This is a genomic window from Thiorhodovibrio winogradskyi (assembly GCF_036208045.1).
In the GTDB taxonomy this organism is placed as follows: Bacteria; Pseudomonadota; Gammaproteobacteria; order Chromatiales; family Chromatiaceae; genus Thiorhodovibrio; species Thiorhodovibrio winogradskyi.
Genome location: NZ_CP121472.1, coordinates 4,751,003 through 4,768,825, shown reverse-complemented (window position 1 = coordinate 4,768,825; position 17,823 = coordinate 4,751,003). Strand labels below are relative to the sequence as shown.

General features: G+C 63.9%; 15 protein-coding genes. 13 read left to right on the top strand and 2 right to left on the bottom strand.

All coding sequences use genetic code 11. The features are described 5' to 3' along the window. The first annotated feature begins 95 nt into the window (after positions 1-95). The 9 genes from miaB to Thiowin_RS21900 all read left to right on the top strand — a co-directional run bounded on the left by miaB (position 96) and on the right by Thiowin_RS21900 (position 10,369). Entirely contained in the window at positions 96-1,523 is a 1,428-nt protein-coding gene (gene miaB / locus Thiowin_RS21940; RefSeq protein ID WP_328985097.1) for a tRNA (N6-isopentenyl adenosine(37)-C2)-methylthiotransferase MiaB, read from the top strand. Next, positions 1,520-2,506 (top strand): PhoH family protein, encoded by a 987-nt coding sequence (locus Thiowin_RS21935; RefSeq protein WP_328985096.1) that lies wholly within the window; start codon positions 1,520-1,522, stop codon positions 2,504-2,506. The genes miaB and Thiowin_RS21935 overlap by 4 nt, the downstream gene beginning before the upstream one ends. Before the next feature lie 24 nt (positions 2,507-2,530). Further along, complete coding sequence (ybeY, locus tag Thiowin_RS21930) at positions 2,531-3,070, top strand: rRNA maturation RNase YbeY (RefSeq protein ID WP_328985095.1); 540 nt, start codon at positions 2,531-2,533, stop codon at positions 3,068-3,070. Further along, on the top strand, positions 3,060-3,929 hold the full coding sequence (locus Thiowin_RS21925; RefSeq protein WP_328988148.1) for an HlyC/CorC family transporter: 870 nt from the start codon (positions 3,060-3,062) through the stop codon (positions 3,927-3,929). Before ybeY ends, Thiowin_RS21925 begins: the two co-directional genes overlap by 11 nt. A 181-nt stretch (positions 3,930-4,110) precedes the next feature. Further along, entirely contained in the window at positions 4,111-4,383 is a 273-nt protein-coding gene (locus Thiowin_RS21920; protein ID WP_328985094.1) for a FeoA family protein, read from the top strand. Between the two features lie 45 nt (positions 4,384-4,428). Then, positions 4,429-5,388 carry an AAA family ATPase gene (locus Thiowin_RS21915; RefSeq protein WP_328985093.1) on the top strand — a complete coding sequence of 320 codons (960 nt, stop codon included), beginning with the start codon at positions 4,429-4,431 and terminating at the stop codon, positions 5,386-5,388. Between the two features lie 35 nt (positions 5,389-5,423). Next, entirely contained in the window at positions 5,424-6,407 is a 984-nt protein-coding gene (locus Thiowin_RS21910; protein ID WP_328985092.1) for a DUF58 domain-containing protein, read from the top strand. Beyond that, a complete protein-coding gene (locus tag Thiowin_RS21905) occupies positions 6,404-8,533 on the top strand; it encodes a transglutaminase TgpA family protein (protein WP_328985091.1) in 2,130 nt (709 codons plus the stop codon). The genes Thiowin_RS21910 and Thiowin_RS21905 overlap by 4 nt, the downstream gene beginning before the upstream one ends. Before the next feature lie 294 nt (positions 8,534-8,827). Next, a complete protein-coding gene (locus Thiowin_RS21900) occupies positions 8,828-10,369 on the top strand; it encodes an HDOD domain-containing protein (RefSeq protein ID WP_328985089.1) in 1,542 nt (513 codons plus the stop codon). A 57-nt stretch (positions 10,370-10,426) separates the two neighbouring features. Here Thiowin_RS21900 and Thiowin_RS21895 read toward each other — a convergent pair whose 3' ends face one another. Both Thiowin_RS21895 and Thiowin_RS21890 read right to left on the bottom strand, forming a co-directional pair. Further along, entirely contained in the window at positions 10,427-11,185 is a 759-nt protein-coding gene (locus Thiowin_RS21895; protein WP_328985088.1) for a carotenoid 1,2-hydratase, read from the bottom strand. Between the two features lie 122 nt (positions 11,186-11,307). After that, positions 11,308-12,939 (bottom strand): phytoene desaturase family protein, encoded by a 1,632-nt coding sequence (locus Thiowin_RS21890; protein WP_328985086.1) that lies wholly within the window; start codon positions 12,937-12,939, stop codon positions 11,308-11,310. 424 nt (positions 12,940-13,363) lie between these two features. On the opposite strand from Thiowin_RS21890, the gene Thiowin_RS21885 reads away from it, so the two are divergent. From Thiowin_RS21885 to Thiowin_RS21870, 4 genes are all read left to right on the top strand, one after another. Then, positions 13,364-14,230 carry a polyprenyl synthetase family protein gene (locus Thiowin_RS21885; RefSeq protein ID WP_328985085.1) on the top strand — a complete coding sequence of 289 codons (867 nt, stop codon included), beginning with the start codon at positions 13,364-13,366 and terminating at the stop codon, positions 14,228-14,230. A gap of 51 nt (positions 14,231-14,281) precedes the next feature. Next, positions 14,282-15,439 (top strand): methyltransferase, encoded by a 1,158-nt coding sequence (locus Thiowin_RS21880; RefSeq protein WP_328985084.1) that lies wholly within the window; start codon positions 14,282-14,284, stop codon positions 15,437-15,439. A 308-nt stretch (positions 15,440-15,747) separates the two neighbouring features. Continuing rightward, entirely contained in the window at positions 15,748-16,722 is a 975-nt protein-coding gene (gene bchC / locus Thiowin_RS21875) for a chlorophyll synthesis pathway protein BchC (protein WP_328985083.1), read from the top strand. Next, positions 16,715-17,740 carry a chlorophyllide a reductase iron protein subunit X gene (locus tag Thiowin_RS21870; RefSeq protein ID WP_328985082.1) on the top strand — a complete coding sequence of 342 codons (1,026 nt, stop codon included), beginning with the start codon at positions 16,715-16,717 and terminating at the stop codon, positions 17,738-17,740. The genes bchC and Thiowin_RS21870 overlap by 8 nt, the downstream gene beginning before the upstream one ends. Positions 17,741-17,823 lie beyond the last annotated feature (83 nt).

Sequence of the window (17,823 nt, the reverse complement as noted above, 5' to 3'; positions counted from 1 at the left end):
CGCACCGCTCGGCGCCTGATACTGGACCTCGGGCGGACAATGGTCTAGCCTTGTTCTCCCGAATCCCACGGCAAGTCCGCCGTTGCGCCTACTTGATGACCGCAAAGCTCTATATCCAGACCCAGGGCTGCCAGATGAACGAATACGACTCCGGTCGTATCGCCGATCTTCTGCGCGAGTCCCACGGCATGCTCCGGGTCGACCAGCCCGAGGACGCCGATGTCCTGGTGCTGAACACCTGTTCCATTCGCGAGAAGGCCCAAGAGAAAGTCTTCTCCCAACTCGGGCGCTGGCGCCCGCTCAAAGCTCGGCGGCCAGAATTGGTCATCGGCGTCGGTGGCTGTGTCGCCAGCCAGGAAGGCACGGCGCTGCGCGAGCGCGCGCCCTTTGTCGATCTGATCTTCGGCCCCCAAACCCTGCATCGTTTGCCTGGCATGCTCGATGCCCTGCGCGCGCAACGCCGCGAGGCGCCTGGCCAGCGCGGCGCTGCCCAGATTCAGCGCGCCAGCGCTTACATCGATATTTCCTTCCCCGAGATCGAAAAGTTCGATCATCTGCCCAGGCCGCGCGCGGAGGGTCCTAGTGCCTATGTCTCGGTCATGGAGGGCTGCTCGAAATACTGCACCTACTGCGTAGTGCCCTATACGCGCGGACCCGAGGTCAGCCGGCCCTGCGATGCCGTCATCGCCGAGGTGAGCGCCCTGGCCGAGCAGGGCGTGCGCGAGGTGAACTTACTCGGGCAGAACGTCAATGCCTATCGTGGCCTGATGGACGACGGCGAGCCCGCTGATTTGGCCCTGCTGATTCACCAAGTGGCGGCCATCGAGGGCATCGAGCGCATACGCTTCACCACCTCGCATCCGGTGGAATTCTCCGATGAATTGATCGAGGCCTTCGCCGAGGTGCCCGAGCTGGTCGATTTTCTGCATCTGCCGGTGCAAAGCGGGTCGGATCGCATGTTGGCGCTGATGCAGCGCGGCCACACAGCGCTGGAGTATCGGGATAAAATTCGCCGTCTGCGCGCGGTGCGTCCCGGTATCAGCATCTCCTCTGATTTCATTGTCGGCTTCCCTGGCGAGACCGAGGCGGACTTCGCGGCCACGCTCCAGCTGATCGAGGACATTGGCTTTGACCAGTCCTTTAGTTTTATTTTCAGCCCGCGCCCCGGCACTCCCGCGGCCAGCTATCCGGACGACTGTCCGCGCGCGCTCAAGCAAGGTAGGCTCGAGCGCCTGCAAGCCTTGATCAACAGCCAGGCCCGGGCCATCAGCCAGGCTATGATCGGCACGGTGCAACGGGTGCTGCTGGAGCGACCATCCCGCCGCGACCCGGCGCAACTCAGTGGTCGGACTGAAAACAACAGGGTGGTCAATCTTGATGCCCCGGCCGAGCTGATCGGTTCCTTCGTTGATGTCCAAATCACCGAGGCGCTGCCCAATTCGCTGCGCGGTCACTGCCTTCACACGGCAGGGGGCGCTGGTGTCGGTGGCGGCATTTCGACAGGCGCCGCAACCCTCTCTTGACCACCCCCGCGGACAGTCTTGATCTTGAGCTCGCGCCCGAGGACAACCTCCGCCTGGGTAATCTGTGCGGGCAGTTCGACCAACACCTGCGCCTGATCGAGCGCAGGCTGGGCATTGAGATCAACAACCGGGGCCTGAGTTTTCGGCTCATTGGCCCGCCCGCGACCCTGGCGCATGGCGAGCAGTTGCTGCGCGATCTTTATGCACTGACCGAGCAGGAGATTCTCTCGCCCGAGACAGTGCATTTGCATTTGCAGCAATCCGGCATCGAGGCGGCGCTGCGCGAGCCCGAGTTACCCGAGGTTTTAATTAAAACCAAGCGTGGCCTGATCCGTGCGCGCGGGCCGAATCAGCAGGCCTATCTGCATGCCATTTTGCGCCACGACATCAATTTTGGCGTCGGCCCGGCCGGAACGGGAAAAACCTATCTGGCGGTGGCCAGCGCGGTCGAGGCACTCGAGACCGAGCGCGTGCGCCGCCTGCTGCTGGTGCGCCCGGCGGTCGAGGCCGGCGAGCGCCTGGGCTTTCTGCCCGGCGATCTGGCGCAGAAAATCGACCCCTACCTGCGCCCACTCTACGATGCACTCTTTGAGATGCTCGGCTTTGAAAAAGTGAACAAGCTCATTGAGCGCAATGTGATTGAAGTGGCGCCATTGGCCTATATGCGCGGGCGCACCCTGAACGACGCCTTTATTATTTTGGACGAGGCGCAAAATACCACCCCCAAGCAGATGAAGATGTTTCTGACCCGTATTGGCTTCGGTTCCAAGGCCGTGGTCACGGGGGATGTCACCCAGGTCGATCTGCCGCGCGGCCAGCCCTCGGGGCTGCGCCAGGCGGTGGATGTACTGCGCGAGATCGAGGGTATTAGCTTCACCTTTTTCAGCTCGCGCGATGTGGTGCGCCATTCCCTGGTGCAGCGCATCGTCAATGCCTACGATCATCACGATCAACGCCAGCCAGAGCTGGCCGCGGCCGGCTAATACCACCTAATGATTGCCAATTCCATGTCCACGGAACCAGACCCGGACCCCAAATCTCGCGATGCGCTTGCCGTGGCCGCGGCGCCACTAGTCCTTGATTTGCAATGCGCCACTCTGGCCGAGGTGCCGAGTCAGGAGGATTTCGAGCACTGGGTCAGCGCGGCCCTTGCCGCCGGCCGATCGGCACCCGCCGCGACCGAAATGACCATCCGTCTGGTGGACGAGGCCGAAAGCGCCGCCCTGAACCGCACCTATCGCGGACGGACGGGGCCAACCAATGTGCTGTCTTTCCCCTTCGAGCTTCCGCCCGGGGCGCCCGCCACTGGCCTTCTCGGCGATCTGGTCATCTGCGCGCCCCTGGTGCTGGCCGAGGCCGCCGACCAGGGTAAATCCCCCCGCGCGCACTGGGCGCACATGGTTGTGCATGGCACCCTGCATTTGCTCGGCCATGATCACCAAGACGACGATCAGGCTTCCGCGATGGAGGCCCTGGAAACCCGCATTATCACAAGCTTTGGATTCGAGAATCCCTATGAATCAGACAGCGGACCCGATGACCAGTGATCGACCGCGTAGCGGCGAGCCGCTGAAAGACTGGCGCAAACGCCTGTGCCAGTTGCTTGGCGGCGAGCCGCGCGACAAGAATCAATTGCTTGACATTCTGCGCGACGCCGAGCGTCGCGCCTTGCTCGACCGCGATGGCCTGAGCATGATCGAGGGCGTGCTCCAGGTCGCCGACCTGCGCGCCGAGGACATCATGATCCCGCGGGCCGAAATGGTCACAGTGCGCCGCGATTCCTCGCTTGAGGAGATTCTCGCCATCGCGGTGGAGTCCTCCCATTCCCGCTTCCCGGTCACCGGTGAGGACAAGGGCGAGGTACTTGGCATTCTGCTGGCGAAGGATCTGCTGGCCTACTGTACCAAGTCCAACACCCGCCCTTTCAATATTCGCGACCACTTGCGCAGCGCCATCTTCGTGCCCGAGAGCAAGCGGCTGAACGTGCTACTAAAGGAGTTTCGCGGTAGCCGCAACCACATGGCCATCGTGGTGGATGAATACGGCGCCGCCGCCGGCCTGGCCACCATCGAGGATGTGCTCGAGCAGATCGTCGGCGAGATCGAGGACGAGCATGATTTCGACGAAGGTGCCTTCATCTTCAAACGCGGCCCGGGTGAATACACCGTCAAGGCGCGCACCAGCATCGAAGATTTCAACGAGTACTTCGCCAGCACCCTGAGCGGCGAGGATGTCGATACCATCGGTGGTCTGGTGGTGCATGCCCTGGGCAAGCTTCCGGTGCGCGGCGAGCGGGTGCAAATCGATGGCTTCCGTTTCACCGTGCTTCGCGCCGACAGTCGCCGCGTGCATTTGCTCAGTGTGCGTGTCTCGCCTGCGGTGGAGAGTGCGCGGGCGGTCTCCTGATGCGTGCAACACCCCCTAGCAGCAAGGGTTCAGAATGCGCTGTGCGCCGTGGCGCCAGAGCGAATTCACATGAGGCTTGATAAGTGTTGATAGTGATTCTTGCTTCGTTTTTCTCTCTGGCTTAAACTTTCGGCCTATGAAAACCAATGATGCCCTTGCCTCACCGTCTGGCGGACCACCAGTGTCCGCGACTCTTGCCGAGCTTCCGCTCGGCGCCCGGGCGCGCGTCATCGGCATCAGCGGTGGGCGTGATCTCAACCGCCGTTTGCTGGCCCTTGGCGTGCGTCTGGGGAGCGAGTTGCGCGTGGAGCACCACCGTGGTCGCGCCCGGGTGGTCTCCATCGGTCCAACGCGCATTGCCCTCGGTGGCGGCATTACCGAGAAGCTGCGGGTGGAGCGGCTGGATTCGACATTGCCGCGGGACGCCGCGCCCGTGCTTGCTCCCTCGTCCTAGGTTCGGGAGTGCCCGCGACCTGAAGCAGTCCTTCTCTTCCATCTCATGACCAAGACTGATGCCGCAACTGGTCATTCAACGCCGGCCGATGCTCGCGCCATTGACCAGGTGTTGGTGGCTGCCGGGACTATCATTCTCGGCAAGGACGCCGAACTGCGCCTGGCGCTGGCTTGCCTGCTTGCGCGCGGGCACCTGCTGATCGAAGATCTTCCGGGGGTTGGCAAGACCACCCTGGCACATCTGCTCGCGCGGCTGCTGGGGCTAAAGTACGCGCGCATTCAGTTCACCAGCGATCTCCTACCGGCGGACATTATCGGGGTATCGGTGTACGAGCGGGTGCGCGAGCGCTTTGAGTTTCATCCTGGGCCCATCTTTGCCCAGGTCGTGCTAGCCGATGAAATCAACCGTGCCACGCCCAAGGCACAGAGTGCGCTGCTCGAGGCGATGGAAGAGCATCAGGTCACGGCCGAGGGCGAAACACGTGCGCTGCCGACGCCCTTTTTTGTCATCGCCACCCAGAATCCGACCTATCAGGTGGGCACCTTCCCGCTGCCGGAGTCGCAGCTTGATCGGTTTTTGATGCGCATCGAGCTTGGCTATCCCAACGCCGAGCAGGAAAAGGCGCTGTTGGCCGGTGCCGATCGACGTGCGCTCTTGGCCGGTGTTGAACCAGCGCTGAGTGTCGACCAACTGATGGCGTTGCAGCAGCGCGTGAACTCCGTGCATGTGGCGGCCCCCGTCATTGACTATTGCCATGGCATTTTGGCGTTCACCCGCGCGAGCAATCGCTTTCTTCATGGATTGTCGCCGCGCGCGGGGCTTGGGTTGTTGCGCGCGGCGCGTGCCTGGGCCTTGATCCATGGTCGCACCTATGTGATCCCCGAAGACCTCCAGGCCGTGCTGCCGGCGTGCGTGCCACACCGCCTGCTGAGCGGCGATGACAATGGTCCCGTCGGCCATGCCGAGATCGCGGACTTTATTCTGCGAGCGGTCTCGGTGCCCTGACCATCCCGCGGAATCGGCGAAGGACGCTGCGCGACATGGCGACTCCGACATCCCCCGCGTGGCGGCAACGCCAGGGTTGGGCATCGCTGTTTGGCAAGCTGCTGCGGCGGGTGCCTGTCGATGCGCAGGGGCAGGCGACCATTGGGGCACGACACATATTTATTCTGCCGACACGGGCCGGCTTGGGCTATGGGCTGCTGCTATTGGTGACCCTGCTTGGCGCGCTGAACTACCAGAACAACCTCGGCTTGCTCTTCACCTTTGTGATGGCTGGAGTGAGTCTGGTCAGCATGCACCATGCTTGGTTCAATCTGCTGCGCCTGCGGGTGCGAGCGCAGCCGGGCGCGCCTGTGTTTGCCGGGCAGGATGCACAGTTCTTAATCACCCTTGATGATCCGCGCGAGCGCGAGCGCGGCGCCCTGTGTCTGCGTGGAGCTGCCTGCATCGATCTGCCCGCTGGGGGCATGGCGCGGGTGGCATTGCCGGTGCCGACCGAGCGCCGCGGCCCGCTGCCACTTGGCGAGGTGCTGCTCGAAACCCGCTACCCCCTGGGGCTGTTTCGCGCCTGGTCGTTGGTCTCGGTCGATGCGGTGGCGATCGTCTATCCGCGCCCGGCACCCCAGGCCAGCGCACCGCCGCAGCTGACGTCCGTGGATCACAATGCCAGCGGTGATCAGGGCACTGGGGCGGACGACTTTGTCGGTGCGCGCGCTTACGCGCCGGGGGATTCGCTGCGCCGCATCGACTGGAAGGCGCTGGCGCGCGAGCGTGGGCTGGTGGTCAAGCAGTTTGGTGGTGACCGTGCCGCGCGGGTGTGGCTTGACTGGAGCGCGCTGCCGCCGGTGGATGATGAGACGCGCATCGCCCTGCTGTGTCGCCAGGTGCTCAATGCCTCGGAGCAAAATCTGGTCTACGGGTTGCGCCTGCCCGGTTTGAGTGTCGAGCGCGGGCAGGGTGATGCGCACAAGCATCGCTGCCTGAGCACCTTGGCGGGGTTTCGCTGTGACCATGCGCCATGACAAGTAAGCGCCAACAATCCCCTCAGGCATCACCAGTCTCACGCCGGCCGCCACGCCATGCCGCGGCAGTGATGACCGGCGAGTCGGTACCTGATCGTCTGCAAATTGGCCTGCTGAGCATGCTGCTCGCGCTGGCCGCGCTGCCACTGCTGTTTTATATGAAAGCGCCGGTCGCAGGCTATATCGCCTTGCTGCTGCTGGCGCGGGTGGCGGTGCTGTGGCGCCCGGCGCTCACGCCTGGGCGCTGGCCGCTAGTGGCGCTGGCGCTGCTTGGGGTGGGTGTGGTGCTGGCGGCTTACCGCGAGTTGGCGGGTCAGGATGCCGGCACCGCGCTGCTGCTCACTATGATGGTGTTGAAGACGCTCGAGATTCGTGGCATGCGTGATCTGCGGGTGTCCTTGCTGCTGTTCGGTTTTTTGCTGGTGGTAGCTTTTTTATTCAATCAGTCGCCGCTTTTTGCCATCTATCTGGGCGTGCTGCTGCTCGGGAGTTTCGCCTTGCTCGCGGACCTGAGTGCGGTGCGGCCAGCGTCGATCACGGCCGCCACCGCGAATGCCAGCCGCTATGGCGCTCGGATTTTCGCTGACCGACAGGCCTGGTTCAAGCGTTTGCGCACCGCCGGGCGCCGGGCATTGGTGCTGAGCGCCCAGGCGGTGCCGCTCGCCGCGTTGCTGTTTGTGCTTTTCCCGCGCCTGGACTCGCCTCTGTGGAGCCTGGGTCTGGAACGCGAGCGCGCCAAGACCGGGGTGAGCGATTCGTTGGAGCTTGGCAACTTCAGCGAGCTGGTGCGCTCGGGCGCCGTCGCCTTTCACGCCTATTTCGATCAGCCGCTGCCAGTGGAACCCTCCCAGCTCTACTGGCGCGGGCCGGTGCTGTGGCAGACCGATGGGCGCGGCTGGGAGCCGGGGGATGATGCGTTAATGGACGAGCTGCCGGCGGATATCGAACCGCTGGGCGAGCGGCTCGACTACGCCATTGTGATGGAGCCAACCGAGCAGCGCTGGATCTTCGCGCTCGATCTGCCCCTAGCGGCGCCAGCGGATGCCAGGCTGACGCGGGATGCGCGTCTGGTGGCCAAGGAAAGGTTGCAGGAGCTCAAGCGCTTTGAGCTGCGCTCGGCGCTCAAGTATCGCTCGCTGGCGCTGACGCCGCCTGAGCGCGAACTGGCGCTTGAGGTGCCAGAGCGCATGATCACGCCGCGCATGCGCCTGCTGGTGGGCGAATGGCGGGAGCAGGGTGGTGGCGCGCGCGCTATCGTGGCGCGTGCCCTGGCCCATATCAACCAGGAAGCCTTCCGTTACACCCTGAGGCCACCGCCGCTGGGTGCCAATCCAGTCGATGATTTCTTGTTCGAGACCCGCGCCGGCTATTGCGAGCATTACGCCAGCAGCTTCGCGCTGCTGATGCGTCTGGCCGACATCCCGGCGCGCCTGGTGGTGGGTTACCTGGGCGCCGAACGCAACCCATTGGGCGGACACTATCTGGTGCGCCAGTCCGATGCCCACGCCTGGGCCGAGGTCTGGCTGGAAGACAGCGGCTGGACGCGGGTGGACCCAACAGCCGCGGTCGCGCCAGAGCGCGTCGACAATGATGCTGAACTGGCTGATCTGGGCGGTGCCGCGCCGCTGCGGTTTCGGGTGACGCGCGACAGCGCCTTGGGGCGGTTGGCGCACAGCCTGCGGTTGCTGGTGGACGCGGGTAACGCGGCCTGGAACAACTGGGTGGTGAATTTCTCCAGCACCCGCCAGCAGCGCTTGCTCGAGGCGCTTGGCCTGGAGCATTTGGGCACCTATGGTCTGGTGCTGGGTTTGGCGAGCGGCGGCGCGGCGCTCATGTTGCTGCTGCATGCGCTGCTCGCGCGCCGGCGCTGGCCGGCCGATCCGGTCGAACGCAGCTACGCGCGCCTGTGCCAGCGCCTGGCGCGGGTGGGACTGGCGCGCGAACCGGGCGAGGGGCCGCGCGATTACCTGCGGCGGGTGGCAAAGGCGCGGCCCGATCTGGCCCAAGCGCTGTATGCGTGGTTGGCCTTCTACCTGCCCTTGCGCTTTGGTGGTGCGAAAAATGGCCAGGCCCAGCAGGCGCTTATCCAGCGCGAACGACGTATGATTATTCGTCGAAAAGTATGACTCATCCAGCTATCCAAGGCAGGCGCGATAACATCGGTTTTTCTGGACAAATTGCGACTTAAGCCCTAGTGTCAGGGTAAAGGTGCTGTGGCTTATGTCTGCTTGCATTTAGCCGGTTTTCGCAGAAAAATGGCGTCCTGTTGGTGCGCGGGTGCTGGCCAGGCCGGAGCAGACCAGCACAGAGCAGATCGGCGAAGAGCAATGATAACAAGAACAATCACCCTCATTCGATTTGGGGTTGGATCTAAGGGCGCGTTGATGGCGCCTTAGTCGCCATTGGTTCGGAATATGAATATGGCACCACTTGATCAGGCTGCCGGCTCGGGGCGTTCCTTGCCAATGACGCTGAACGCCTGGACCAATTTTCTGACCGATACCGAACTCCCCGCCTTTGCGCGCACCGTCAGCGACGTGACCCGGATTGCGAGTGATCCGGAAGCCAGTGCTTACATGCTCTCCAACGCCATCGCCAAAGACGCCGCCATGGCGGCGAGGCTGGTCAAACTGGCCAATTGTCCGCTGTTTCCAAGCAGTCATGGCAATATCCAAACAGTTGATCGCGGTGTGGTGCTGCTTGGTTTCGACGCGGTGCGTGATTTGGCAATCTCGCTTAGCGTGATCGAAAAAGTCCTGCGCGGCCAGAGTCGCGATGCCCTGCTTGAGGAAATGGCGCTGGCCTTTCATACCGCCACCCAGTCGCAGACGCTTGCCCGCATGGCGCGAGATGACGTAGTGGCGGAGATTTTTGTTGCCGGTTTGTTGTATCGCATCGGGGTGCTCGCGGTGCTCTCAAGCTCCGACCCCAGAGTGAGCGATTTCCTGGCCGAGAAAGCGGACTTTGGCGACGGCGATGCGGTACAGATCGCGCGCCTCGAAAAACGCACCTTTGGCTGTGATATGACGCAACTGTCGCGACGCTTGGCGCAGCACTGGTCCCTGGGTCAGGTGTTGCAGAAGGCACTCTCGCCAGACCCTGGGCCGGTTGGGGATCGTATCGCCACCGGCCGGCGCATTGCCGAGGTCGCCATGCGCAGCGGCTGGGAATCGGATGAGATCCATCAGTTGCTGTCCCGGGTCGCGCGCAATATGGGGCTCAATCTGGCCGATATGCGCGAGAAAGTGCATCAGAGTTCAGAGACCGCGCGCGAAATGGCGTCGCAGTTTGGTGCCACCAAGGTTGCCCCACTGATACCGGAGACCGCTCAGGCCAAGGCCAAGCGTGACAAGGCGGAACGCGAGGTAGCCGGGGGAGTCGTCGCCGAAGTCGGCAATGAAACAGCGCTGGGCGAGGATGGCTACTCCTCAAAGGTGCTGCTCCCGAATCCGATGCTGCAACTCGAAATGCTCGGTCGCATGGCGGAACTGCTCAACGGCAAGCCTGATATCAACCGCTTGCTGGCGACCGTGGTGGAGGGTGTGCACCGTGGCATTGGCATGGACCGCAGTGTTTTCGCGCTCCTGACCACCAAAAAAGATGCGGTCGTGGCTAAGTTTGTGCTCACGCAAGTCGAAGAGCGCCTGCAGGCGAGCTTCCGCTTCAGTCTGCGCCCTGAGATGAATCCACTGCTCGCCGCTGTGATAGGGCAGCGCAAGGCATTTTGGATTCATGCTGATTCCCAGCCGGATGAGCGCAAGCTGGTACGTGGCCCGTTCGCGCAATTTGTCGGCAAGAGCGATTTCTTGATTCACCCGGTGCTTTTTACCGGCAAATGCATTGGCTTTCTCTATGCGGATCGCGCCAGTTCCGGGCGCCAAATCGAGGCCTCGGATGAGATGAGTTTTCGTCAGTTCATCCAGCAGTTGTCAATTGGTCTGCGGCTGCTTGGCGGACGTTGACGCCCTTTCTGGCCATTAGGTCCAGCCAATAGCCAATAGCCAATAGCAGGGAAACTGTCACGGCCAGCGCGGCATGCGAAAGGGCAGCAGCATGCGCACCCAGGGCTGGGCGAAACGATCCAGTGACAGGCTTTCATGCACCGCGGTGACATGTTCTCCCGCCAGGCGGGTGGCGATGGTGGAGCGCGCATAAAAGGGCGTGTCTTCCAGGGTTTCGAGCACGCGCGCTCGGGTTTGCCCGGTTTCCGGGTGTTCACTGCGGGTGGCGCGCGGAATACGCCACACCCTGGTGGTTGGCAGAGGTGCCCGCGCTGGTGGCTCAAAGGGTTCGACCGAGCCGTCGGGGTTGACCCGTAACGCCAGCGACAAAGCGCTGCCGTCGCGTCGGTTGGCGTCGTAGAGCACGGCGGCGCCACCGCGACGGCGCTTGGCGCGCGACCAGTCCCAGTCGGTGAAGCCCTGCTCCAGCGGCTCCGAGCCCCAGTTGCTGTCAAGATAGCCATCACCGCTCCAGCCTAGACGTGGATGGCTGAGCTGGACGCTGACGCGCGAGTCGGGTGCGATGGGCCACCAATGATGGCGGCCGTGCTGATCGAGCCGCTCGACATGGCGGGTCATGGCCTGAGGGTGCACCCGGACTTGGCCGCGCAACGGCAATGGGATGGGCGCGGCGGTCTCTTGGATGTCGATGACCAGGTCATCACCATCCCAGTACAGCTGACTGGGGCCGATGCGCAGTGTGCTTGGTTGGCGGCTCAGGCGTTCGCGCCCGCGCTCGGTCATGGCCCAGCGTTTGCCCCGCGCGCCGTAGAGCACGGCGTTGAGCGCGCAGTAGTGCTCCGGCTCGGCCGGGCCGCGCCGCCGTGCCCAGGCATAATAGGGCGAGAAGACACTGCCCAGCAGCGCGATGATGGTGAGCCCATGCTGGCCGTCGTCGCTTAGCGCGTCGAGGTACCACCAAAGGTAGCCGTTTTCCGGGATGCTTTGGTCGAAGGCCGGTCCTCGAGCAAGCTCCGGGCCGCTAGCCGCCCGGACAGGGTCGCCATTGGTAGCCCTGGCCCCGGGTGGGTGCTGCCGCCCGCCAGATACAGGCCCGGCAGTTTGGTGCGCGCCCCCGGTCGACTGAAAGAGGCCATCCAGCCGTGGGAGGCGCGGCCATAGAGCGCGCCACCGCTGGCCGGAAACAGCTGCTCGAACTGGGTCGGCGAGGTCGGTTGGCTGAGGTCCGGCGGCGCTTGCAGTTGCAGCCCACAGCGGTTGAGTAGGGCGAAGGTGCGCTCGGCGCATGCGTTGATCTCCGCGGGTGTGAATGCATGACGGTCCCCGATCGCCGGGGCATTGACCAGGCACAGCAGGCGTTCCGGCCCGGCGGATGAGGGGCTGCCATGCTCGGCGTTGTAATGGCCAAGGGGATCTAGGTGGGGATCCCGGTGGGGATCCCAGTGGCGATCCAGGTGGCGATCCGTATCGCCGCGGTCTTGGGCACAGATATAGACAGTGGGCTCGTGTGGCAAGCGATGGCGCTCGAACAGGTCGCGGAATTCGGCCGCGTAATCGCGCGAGAAGAAGACCGAGTGGCGCACCAGCGGGAAGCCGCTGGGTTCCGCCAGCAGATTCCAGGTCAGCGCCGACAGGGAGCGTGCCGAGGGAGGTGTGGGGGGCAGGGCGCGCGCGGCGGCGGTGCCGAACAGCCCGGCGCCGAGCGCGGCGGTGTCGGCATTGAGCACCAGGGCGCTGGCGTGGTGGATTTCACCCGAGGTCAGGCGCACACCGCATGTGCGTCCGCGCTCAATGAGAATCTCCGCGACTGGGGATGAATAATGCAGGCGCACGCCAAGCCGAGTGGCCACCTCGGCCATGGTCAGCGCCAGTTGGTGCATGCCGCCCTCGACCAGCCAGACGCCGTCTTGTTCAACATGGGCGACCAGCATCAGGGTGGCCGGGGCGAGGAAGGGCGAGCTGCCGCAGTAGGTGGCGTAGCGGCCAAAGAGTTGGCGCAGGCGCGGATCCTTGAAATAGTCCCCCAGTACCGGCCATAGCTTGGAGTAGGGCTTGATGCTCATCAGCCCGCCGAGGCCACCGAGGCCGACACGCTGCATCAGCCCGGCCGGGGTGGTGCGGCTGTTGGTGATGAAGGACTCCTTCAGGGTGCGGAAAATGCCGCGCGCATCGGCGCTGAAGCGTAGGAATCCGCGTGCCTCGCGCGCGCCGGCGAACTGGCCGATGGAATCGGCGGAGCGCTGGAGATCGGCGAACAGATCCAGACGCTCATCCGCGCTCCAGGCATGGCGGGCGAGAGTCTCGGCGGGTTGCAGTGGGAGTTCGGTCGCGAGCGAGGTGCCGGCGGCGGCGAAAAGTTCCTCGAACACCCAACGCATGGTGAAGACCGTGGGACCCGCATCAATGCGGGCATCGCCCACCGCTACCTGGCGTAATTTGCCGCCCGGCGTGGCCGCGCGCTCAAACAAGTCAACCTCAAGGCCGTGCGCGGCCAGGCTGACGGCGGCGGCCAAACCGCCGACCCCGGCACCGATCACGATCACCCGCTCGGGCTGTGTGCCGGCGCTCATGGGGTGGGCACCGTGACTGGTGCCGAAGTCAGTTGGATCGGATGCGGTTGGATCGGATCGAGCTGAATCGGGATAAACTGGAACTTTATCACTTGAGCGATCACTTGACCGGTCACTTGGCCGATCACTTGGCCGGGCAATTTGGTGATAAGGGATGGCGGGCGAGCTGTTAACACGGGTTTTGGGGGAGATGCTGGTGTGTGGATTGGCTTGAGGGACGGATACGAAGTTCCGCATTGTGACTTCGGCTGTTGGTCATGGCGGCGGACAGCATGCGAATTGACGCCCTCTCAGGTGGTGTCTATCTTACAGGACAGCAAGACGCGGCAACCAGCTTATCGCCAGCTCATGGTGAGGACGCAGGGGACCATGCCCCTGGGCCACCGCCGCCCCACCGCCAATCTACTTGAGGAATCAGCAACCGATGGATGTGATGCCGCGAATCGAACAAGCCCTTGAGCAGGCCATTGCCCAGGGCAGCGGGGAGGCGGCGCCGCCGCTGTTGGAAGCGGCTATCCGTCACGCGGTTTTTCCCGGTGGCGGGCGGGTGCGCCCGCGCCTGTGTCTGGCGGTGGCTTTGGCCTGTGGCGACGATGCACCGCAACTGAGCGATGCCGCCGCCGCCGCGTTGGAGCTGCTGCACTGCGCCTCCCTGGTGCATGACGATTTGCCCTGCTTCGATGATGCCGCCACCCGCCGCGGACGCCCCTCGGTGCACGCCGCCTATGGCGAGCGCCTGGCGGTGCTGGTGGGCGACGGGCTCATTGTGCGCGCCTTCGAGCTGCTGGCCTGGAGCGCGCCCGCGCATCCCGAGCGGGCGGCCAAGCTGGCCTCCATCATCGGGCGCGCGGTCGGCATCGCCTCCGGCATCGTCGCCGGCCAGGCCTGGGAGTGCGAACCCGAGGTGGAGCTGACCGAATACCATCGCCAGAAAACCGCCGCGCTCTTTTTTGCCGCGACCGAGGCCGGGGCCGCCGCCGCCGGCCAGGCGTCCGCGCCCTGGTATGGCTTCGGCGAGAAGCTCGGCCTGGCCTATCAGGTGGCGGACGATTTACGCGATGTCGCCCTGAGTGAGGCCGACATGGGCAAGCCCATGGGACAGGACCAGGCCCACGGTCGCCCCAGCGCGGTGGTCGAGCTTGGACTGGATGGCGCGCTCGCGCGGCTGCAAGCGCTGATCGGCGCGGCGCTCGAGGCTATCCCAGCCTGCCCGGGTCAAGCCAAACTGGCCGACTTGGTGCGCGCGGAAATGCGCCGGCTGCTGCCGGCCGAGCTGGCTGACCGCCTCTAGGCGCCCCGTCCCTTGCCGCCCCACCCAACCCAAACCCGAATCCGAATCCCATTGAAAACCATTCAAGCAGTCACAGGCGCGACGCAACCCCCCTGGTTCGAGCGTTTCACCGACACCTGGCACCGGTCCATCACCCGCCTGGTCGCCAGCCCGGCATTCCAGCGCTGGGCGGCGGACTTCCCCCTCACCCGACCCATTGCCCAGCGTCGTGCGAGCGATCTGTTTGATCTCTGCGCCGGCTTTGTCTACTCCCAGATTCTCGATGCCTGCGTGCGCCTGGAGCTGTTCGAACGGCTGGCCAAGGCGCCGGTGACGCCCGAACAGTTGAGCACCGAGGTCGACCTGCCACCCGCCGCGGCCGATCGCCTGCTGCGTGCTGGTGTGGCGCTGCGACTGTTCAAGCGTCGCTCGGGCGGGCGCTTCGGGCTCGGTCCCCATGGCGCGGCCATGCTTGGCAACCCGGGTATTGCCGCCATGGTGCGCCACCATCGCATGCTCTATCGCGACCTGACCGATCCGCTGGCGCTGTTGCGCGGCGAGCTAGCGGACACCGAACTCGGGCGCTTCTGGGCCTATGCCGGCTCAGCCACCCCGGGCGCGGCCGGCGATGCCGAGGTGGCTTCTTATAGCGAGCTGATGACCGCCTCCCATGCCTTTGTCGCTGGCGATACCCTGGATGCCTATTCTTTTAAAAATCATCAGTGCCTGCTCGATGTCGGTGGTGGCGAGGGGAATTTCCTGCTCGCCGCCGGGCAACGCTGGCCGCATCTCAGGTTACAACTCTTCGATCTGCCGGCGGTGGCCGAGCGCGCCGCGAAACGCCTGCGCGAGCATGGTCTTGGCGAGCGCGGCGCAACCTTTGGTGGCGACCTGATGCGTGACCCCCTGCCCCAGGGCGCCGATCTGATTTCCTTTGTGCGCGTGATTCACGATCACGACGATGACGCAGCCTTGACCATGCTCCGGGCCGCGCGCGCCGCCCTTCCAACGAGCGGTACCCTGCTGCTGACCGAGCCCATGGCCGAGACCCCCGGCGCCGAACCCATCGGCGATGCCTATTTCGGTTTCTACCTCCTCGCCATGGGCAGCGGACGCCCGCGCCCGCCGCGCGAGCTGACGGCCATGCTCAAGGCCGCTGGCTTCTCCTGCGTGCGTCTGCTCCCGACGCGCCGGCCGATGCAAACCCGGGTGATGGTTGCCAAGGTCTGATCGCCGAGGATGCCTGCAAAGCTGGGCTGGCAACTTGGATTGACAGATGAGGTGTAAATCAGGCTTGACATATCTTTCAGTCAGGCTAGACTGACACCTAAGTTATCCCTGTCATGCAGTTCATCGTTCCTGGCCCCTCCACTTTGTTCAGGTAGCTGGGCGGCGAGACACGGGGGGATACCTAAACCAGGTAAGCATTTCGCGGTCGCCCAGTCAGCATCCGGCCAACATCCGACCAGCACCGGGTTGGCATCTCGCCACGGGTCATTGCGGTAACCAAAGGTTTTAGTCAAAGGTTTCTAGTGACTATGTCCATCGACATGAACACCCTCGCGGTCGTTCTGGAGCAGCCCGAGCAGCTCGCGGTCAGGCGTTTGGACCTGACCCCGCCGAGCCCGGCTGACTGTGTCGTGGACATTCACTGGAGCGGCATCAGCACCGGGACCGAGCGTTTGCTCTGGTCCGGGCGGATGCCGCCTTTTCCCGGTCTGGCCTATCCGCTGGTGCCAGGCTATGAGTCCGTCGGCCAAATCCTGGCGGCGGGCGAGGACAGCGGTCGGGTTGTCGGTGAACAGGTGTTCGTGCCTGGCGCGCGTTGTTACGGTGAAGTGGCAGGTCTCTTTGGTGGCGCCGCCTCCCGTGTCATCGCACCAGGCAATCGCTTGCTACCCCTGCCGACGGATCTGGGAGAACAAGGCGTTTTGATGGCCTTGGCGGCGACCGCGCATCACGCCATCGCGCCAGAGGTGGCGGCCAGTCATGCGCCGTCCGGCCAAACGCCAGATTTGATCATTGGCCATGGTGTTCTGGGTCGCCTGCTGGCCCGCCTGGCCGTGGCCATGGGTGGAGCCCCGGTGGTCTGGGAACGCAATCCCGAGCGCGTCGCCGGCGCCGAGGGCTACCAAGTCATCGCTCCCGAAAGCGACGAGCGCCGGGATTATCGCCGCATTTGCGATGTCAGCGGCGACAGCAAACTGCTGGATGTGCTGATCGCGCGCCTGGCCCCAGGCGGCGAGATCATCATCGCCGGCTTCTATGAAGCACCGCTGGCGTTCGACTTCCCGCCTGCCTTCATGCGCGAGTTGCGTCTGCGGGTGGCGGCGGAATTCAAAGAGCCCGATCTGATCGCCGTGAAAAGCCTGATCGAGTCCGGTCGCCTGTCCTTCGACGGGTTGATTACGCACAGGCTGCCAGCGGAACAAGCGGCGGAGGCTTATGTCACCGCCTTCTCCGACCCAAGCTGCCTGAAAATGATACTTGACTGGAGGCATGTCGATGTTTAGCCCCGCCGGCCATTTCGCGCCTGACCAGCCCTTCGAGCAGCCGTCTGGCCTGCCCGAATCTGGTGGCGCCGGATCTGGTGGCGCCGGATCTGGTGGCAACGGCTCCTCCGGCAAGCGCCCCGAGATCATCGCCATTTACGGCAAGGGCGGCATTGGCAAGAGCTTCACCCTGGCGAACCTGTCCTACATGTTCGCGCAATTGGGAAAGAAGGTACTGCTGATCGGCTGTGACCCCAAGAGCGATACCGCCACCCTGCTGTTCGGCGGCCGCTCCTGTCCGACCATCATCGAGACATCAAGCAAAAAGAAGCTTGCCGGCGAGCCGGTCGAAATTGGCGATGTCTGCTTCAAGCGTGACGGTGTCTTCGCCATGGAACTTGGCGGCCCCGAGGTCGGACGCGGTTGCGGTGGACGCGGCATCATTCATGGCTTCGAGCTGCTCGACAGCCTGGGCTTTCACGATTGGGATTTCGACTACGTCCTGCTCGATTTCCTGGGCGACGTGGTCTGCGGCGGCTTCGGCCTGCCGATCGCGCGCGACATGTGCCAGAAGGTGATGCTGGTCGGCTCCAACGATCTGCAGTCCCTTTATGTCGCTAACAATGTCTGCTCTGCGGTCGAGTATTTTCGCGGGCTCGGTGGCAATGTCGGTGTCGCCGGCATGGTCATCAACAAAGATGACGGCACCGGTGAGGCGCGGCGCTTCGCCGAGAAAGTCGGGGTGCCAGTGCTGGCCGAGATTCCGCAGGACGATGATATCCGCCGCAAGAGCGCGGCCTATCAGATCATCGGCAAGCTCGACAGCCCCTGGGCCGGCTTGTTCAAAGGGTTGGCCGAGCAGGTCGCGGTGGCACCGCCACTCAAGACAACACCGCTGGCCCACGAGGATCTGCTGGGTCTCTTCGCCAGCGACGCCGTCGGCCGCGATGTGATCCTAGAGCCAGCCAAGCCAGAAGATATGTGCAGCGTCCAGAAAACTGTCAAGCCCTCACTCGAAGTCATCTACGACGACGCCTGAAAATAAGAAGATAGCAAATAGTAAATAGTCGATAGCAAATAGATGCTAACTCCTAACTCCTAACTCCTAATTTCTATTTTCTA

Bases quoted from the DNA above. Each gene is read 5' to 3' on its own strand.
- Thiowin_RS21910 (WP_328985092.1), top strand. From the start codon at position 5,424: ATGGCGACTCCGACATCCCCCGCGTGGCGGCAACGCCAGGGTTGGGCA.
- ybeY (WP_328985095.1), top strand. From the start codon at position 2,531: ATGTCCACGGAACCAGACCCGGACCCCAAATCTCGCGATGCGCTTGCC.
- Thiowin_RS21870 (WP_328985082.1), top strand. From the start codon at position 16,715: ATGTTTAGCCCCGCCGGCCATTTCGCGCCTGACCAGCCCTTCGAGCAG.
- miaB (WP_328985097.1), top strand. From the start codon at position 96: ATGACCGCAAAGCTCTATATCCAGACCCAGGGCTGCCAGATGAACGAA.
- Thiowin_RS21900 (WP_328985089.1), top strand. From the start codon at position 8,828: ATGGCACCACTTGATCAGGCTGCCGGCTCGGGGCGTTCCTTGCCAATG.
- Thiowin_RS21905 (WP_328985091.1), top strand. From the start codon at position 6,404: ATGACAAGTAAGCGCCAACAATCCCCTCAGGCATCACCAGTCTCACGC.
- Thiowin_RS21915 (WP_328985093.1), top strand. From the start codon at position 4,429: ATGACCAAGACTGATGCCGCAACTGGTCATTCAACGCCGGCCGATGCT.
- bchC (WP_328985083.1), top strand. From the start codon at position 15,748: ATGTCCATCGACATGAACACCCTCGCGGTCGTTCTGGAGCAGCCCGAG.
- Thiowin_RS21890 (WP_328985086.1), bottom strand. From the start codon at position 12,939: ATGAGCGCCGGCACACAGCCCGAGCGGGTGATCGTGATCGGTGCCGGG.
- Thiowin_RS21885 (WP_328985085.1), top strand. From the start codon at position 13,364: ATGGATGTGATGCCGCGAATCGAACAAGCCCTTGAGCAGGCCATTGCC.
- Thiowin_RS21925 (WP_328988148.1), top strand. From the start codon at position 3,060: ATGACCAGTGATCGACCGCGTAGCGGCGAGCCGCTGAAAGACTGGCGC.